We start from the raw sequence: 3,816 nt of genomic DNA on the forward strand, positions 1-3,816 counted from the left end.
CCCGCAGGCCGCGCCAGACCACCGATGGCCAGCCGCTGCCAGTCGAAGCGCGGCCCCGGATCCCACTTGCGCCCCGGTGCCATGTCGGAATGGCCGATGACGCCTTCGGGGGGAATCGCCCAGCGCTGCATGATGTCCGCCAGCAGCTGCTCCAGCACCTGCATCTGAGGGTCCGAAAACGGATGTGTGCCGCGATTGTCCAGCTCGATCCCGATGGAGCGGGAGTTGACATCGTCGCGCCCGGCCCATTCCCCCGCGCCCGCGTGCCAGGCCCGATCTGCCTCTGCCACCAGCTGCCACAGCTGCCCGGACGCGCCGATGACGTAATGCGCCGAGACCTCGCAGGCCGGATCGCACAGCCGCTGCACCGCCGCCTCGGCACTGGTCATGGCCGTGTAGTGAAGGACGATCAGCTCTGGCTGCAGCCCATCCCGACGCGGCCCGAAATTCGGGCTGGGGTGCCAGATGGGCGCGTCGGGGATCATGATGGCGCCCGCCGCAGCTTACTGGCTTTGGGCGCGCACAGCCGCCCGCAGGGGCGCCGGGTCCCAGCCGCAGGCATAGCCATCCCCATCCGGGTCAAGCGCCAGGCGGTCGCGCTTCGGGCCGCCTTCCTCCAGAAATGCCACCTGGGCGAGATCTGGCGATTCATAGGCGGCGCAGTTGCGTTGCGACCGCGCCTGCAGGTTCAGCCCGGTCCGGCTATAGACCCGCTGGCCGCGCGGGTTCGAGGTCGACAGCGCATAGCGCACGATATTGGGCGACAGGTCCTGCGGCCGGTCCGGCACATCCGTCGGACTGACGATCTGATACTGGGCGCGCTGTCGCTGCAGACGCTCTGCGTCGCTTTCGATGGTCTGGCGCGAGGCAACGGCGGCAAAGTCGTTTTCGTCGGACAGACCGGGGTTGCCGATCACGGCTGGGGCCGGGTTCGACGGGCTGGCCTCGATCGGCTGACGTCCGGAGTTCTGGCCGCTGGCCGCGATCGCTGCCGCCGCTTCGCGCGCGATATCGTCGCTGCCCGGTTGCGCCCCGGCGGAGGGGCGCGGATCCTGCCAGTTGGCGGTGGTCTCATCGCCAAGTCGCCCCGCCGGCACCAGCGGGTCGCCGTTCAGCGTCAGGCCGGGTTCGACTTCGGGAGGCGCGTTAAAGGGGCTGGTGTCATCGCCAATGCCTGCAGCACTGTCCGGCACCTGCGGATCGCAGGCCACAAGCGCGACACAGCTCGCCGCCATCAGGAGTTTCAGACCCCACCCAGAATTTCGCCCGTCGCTCGCCATCATCCGCACCTGTATCCGCACCTGTCGTTGCCTACCATCCTGTCGTCCACGTCCGCTCTGCAGCGGGCCCGCAGGCACGCCGCAGCTGGACGCAGCACTACCACCAACGCGCCGGTTTGGCCACAAACCCGGCCGATTGCTCCAGCGCATAGGCGGTATTGAGCAGATCGCCCTCGTCCCAGGGCCGACCAATCAGCTGCAAGCCCAGCGGCAGCCCCTGCGCGTCCAGCCCGGTCGGCACCGAGATGCCCGGCAGACCGGCCAGGTTCACCGTCACGGTGAACACATCATTGAGGTACATCTTGACCGGATCCGCATCCGACATCTCGCCCAGACCAAAGGCCGCAGACGGCGTTGCCGGGGTCAGGATCGCGTCCACTCCTGCGGCAAAGACATCCTCGAAGTCCTTCTTGATCAGGGTACGCACCCGGCGGGCGCGGTTGTAATAGGCGTCGTAAAAGCCTGCTGACAGCACATAGGTGCCGACCATCACCCGGCGCTGCACCTCATGGCCAAAGCCTTCGGCGCGGGTCTTTTCGTACATCTCGGTGATGCCGTCGCCCTGCGCCAGCGTGGCGCGATGGCCAAAGCGCACCCCGTCATAGCGGGCCAGGTTCGACGAGGCCTCGGCCGGGGCGATCACATAATAGGCGGGCAGCGCGTATTTGGTGTGGGGCAGGGAAATCTCGACGATCTCGGCCCCTGCCGCTTTCAGCATCTCGGCGCCGTCATCCCAGAGCCTGGCGATCTCCTCCGGCATGCCATCCATGCGATACTCGCGCGGAATGCCGATCTTCTTACCCTTGATGTCGCCGGTCAGCATGGCCTCGAAGTTCGGCACAGCCAGATCGACCGAGGTGCTGTCCTTGGCGTCATGGCCGCACATCGCCTCCAGCATGATCGCCGCATCGCGCACCGATTTGGTCATCGGCCCGGCCTGATCCAGCGAGGAGGCAAAGGCGACAATGCCCCAGCGCGAGCAGCGCCCGTAGGTCGGCTTGATCCCGACGGTGCCGGTAAAGGCCGCAGGCTGGCGGATCGAGCCGCCGGTATCGGTGCCGGTCGCGGCCAGACACAGGTCGGCCGCCACCGCCGCCGCAGAGCCGCCAGAAGAACCACCGGGCGTCAGCGGCGTCTCTTCGCCGCCACGCCGCCAGGGGCTGATTGCGTCGCCATAGGCGGAGGTCTCGTTCGAGGAGCCCATGGCGAATTCGTCCATGTTCAGCTTGCCCAGCATGACCGCGCCGGCTTCCTGCAGCTTGCCGGAAACGGTGGATTCATACTCGGGCTTGAACCCCTTGAGGATGTTCGAAGCGGCCTGGCTGTCGACGCCTTTGGTGCAGAACAGATCCTTGATGCCGATGGGCAGGCCACACATGGCAGGCGCGTCGCCTGCGGCCAGACGGGCATCCGCCGCCCGGGCGCGCTCCAGCGCAATATCCGGCGTCTTGTGCACGAAAGAATTCAGCGCATCCGCCGCGTCGATCGCCTTGAGGCAGGCCTCGGTCAGCTCGACAGAGGTCGTCTCGCCTTTGCGCAGCAGGTCGCGGGCCTCAGCAAGGCCCAGTTTGTTCAGCTCTGACATGTCTTACTCCACAACCTTGGGCACGGCAAAGAACCCCTCGCGGGCATCCGGGGCATTGGCGAGGACCTTGTCCTGCTGGCTGCCGTCGGTGACCTCGTCCACCCGGCGCAACAGGCGCTGCGGGGTGACGGAGGTCATTGGCTCGACGCCTTCGACATCAACTTCGTTCAGTTGCTCGATGAAACCCAGGATCGTGTTGAACTCTTCTGCCAGTGCCGGCAGCGCGTCCTCTTCGACCTTGATCCGGGCCAGTTTCGCCACTTTCGCGGCGGTGCTTTGGTCAATCGACATGGATACCCTCATCTCGTGTTGTATTGGCATTTACCGCCCACGCCCCCGCGCCGCAAGCCTGCCTTGGGATTTCTGCGGGTCAGATCGGCCTGCGGCCCCCCGATGCGGGCCTCATGCGGCATTTCGCGGCGCCGGCGCGGCCATGCAAAACCGCCGGTAGACCTCGATCATCCAGCCGAGCATGGCCGCATTCAACAGGTGCCACAGGAAATGGGTGCCGACCGGCAGCGCGCGGCACAGCGGCATATCCAGCGTGCGTGCGGTCAGCGACAGGATCAACAGCCAAGCCCCGATGGCAAAGCCGCGCGCCAGCGCCGGTGCCCGGTGCCGCAGCGCGGCCGCGTAGAGCAGGATCAACACCGGCACTGGGCCATAAGCCGCCGAACTGCCAAGCGCGGGGATCTGCGCAAACCCTGCCCCCACCGCCGCCGCATAGGGCAGAAACAGCGCCGTCGCGCCCAGCGCGGCCAACGGACGCAACCCGACCACATCGCGATTGATGGCAAAGAGATAGGTCAGAATGAACAGCACGATGGGGCCCACATCCGCCAGCGCGGCCCAGGATTGGGCGACGGTATGAAACAGCCCACTGCCAATCCCAATCAACGCCAGCCCCCCGCAGAGCAGCCTCAGCATGCCCCCACCCTGCCCGCCACCGGC

At 66.7% G+C, this 3,816-nt stretch carries 5 protein-coding genes; all 5 read right to left on the minus strand.

The window, feature by feature from the left end; all coding sequences use genetic code 11:
- The coding region (locus TRIHO_RS19880; protein WP_068247985.1) for an N-acetylmuramoyl-L-alanine amidase at positions 1 to 485 on the minus strand (485 nt) is incomplete at its 3' end.
- Between the two features lie 18 nt (positions 486 to 503).
- Entirely contained in the window at positions 504 to 1,235 is a 732-nt protein-coding gene (locus TRIHO_RS19885; protein WP_207498756.1) for a hypothetical protein, read from the minus strand.
- A 142-nt stretch (positions 1,236 to 1,377) separates the two neighbouring features.
- The gene (gene gatA / locus TRIHO_RS19890; protein WP_068247976.1) at positions 1,378 to 2,865 is read right to left on the minus strand and encodes an Asp-tRNA(Asn)/Glu-tRNA(Gln) amidotransferase subunit GatA; all 1,488 of its coding nucleotides are present in this window, start codon (positions 2,863 to 2,865) and stop codon (positions 1,378 to 1,380) included.
- 3 nt (positions 2,866 to 2,868) lie between these two features.
- Positions 2,869 to 3,156, minus strand: a complete 288-nt coding sequence (gatC, locus tag TRIHO_RS19895; RefSeq protein ID WP_068247979.1) for an Asp-tRNA(Asn)/Glu-tRNA(Gln) amidotransferase subunit GatC — start codon at positions 3,154 to 3,156, stop codon at positions 2,869 to 2,871.
- Between the two features lie 111 nt (positions 3,157 to 3,267).
- Positions 3,268 to 3,816: hypothetical protein (locus tag TRIHO_RS19900; RefSeq protein WP_207498758.1), on the minus strand; the 549-nt coding region annotated here is incomplete at its 5' end.

Origin of the sequence: Tritonibacter horizontis (assembly GCF_001518015.1) — a bacterium.
Lineage (GTDB): Bacteria > Pseudomonadota > Alphaproteobacteria > Rhodobacterales > Rhodobacteraceae > Epibacterium > Epibacterium horizontis.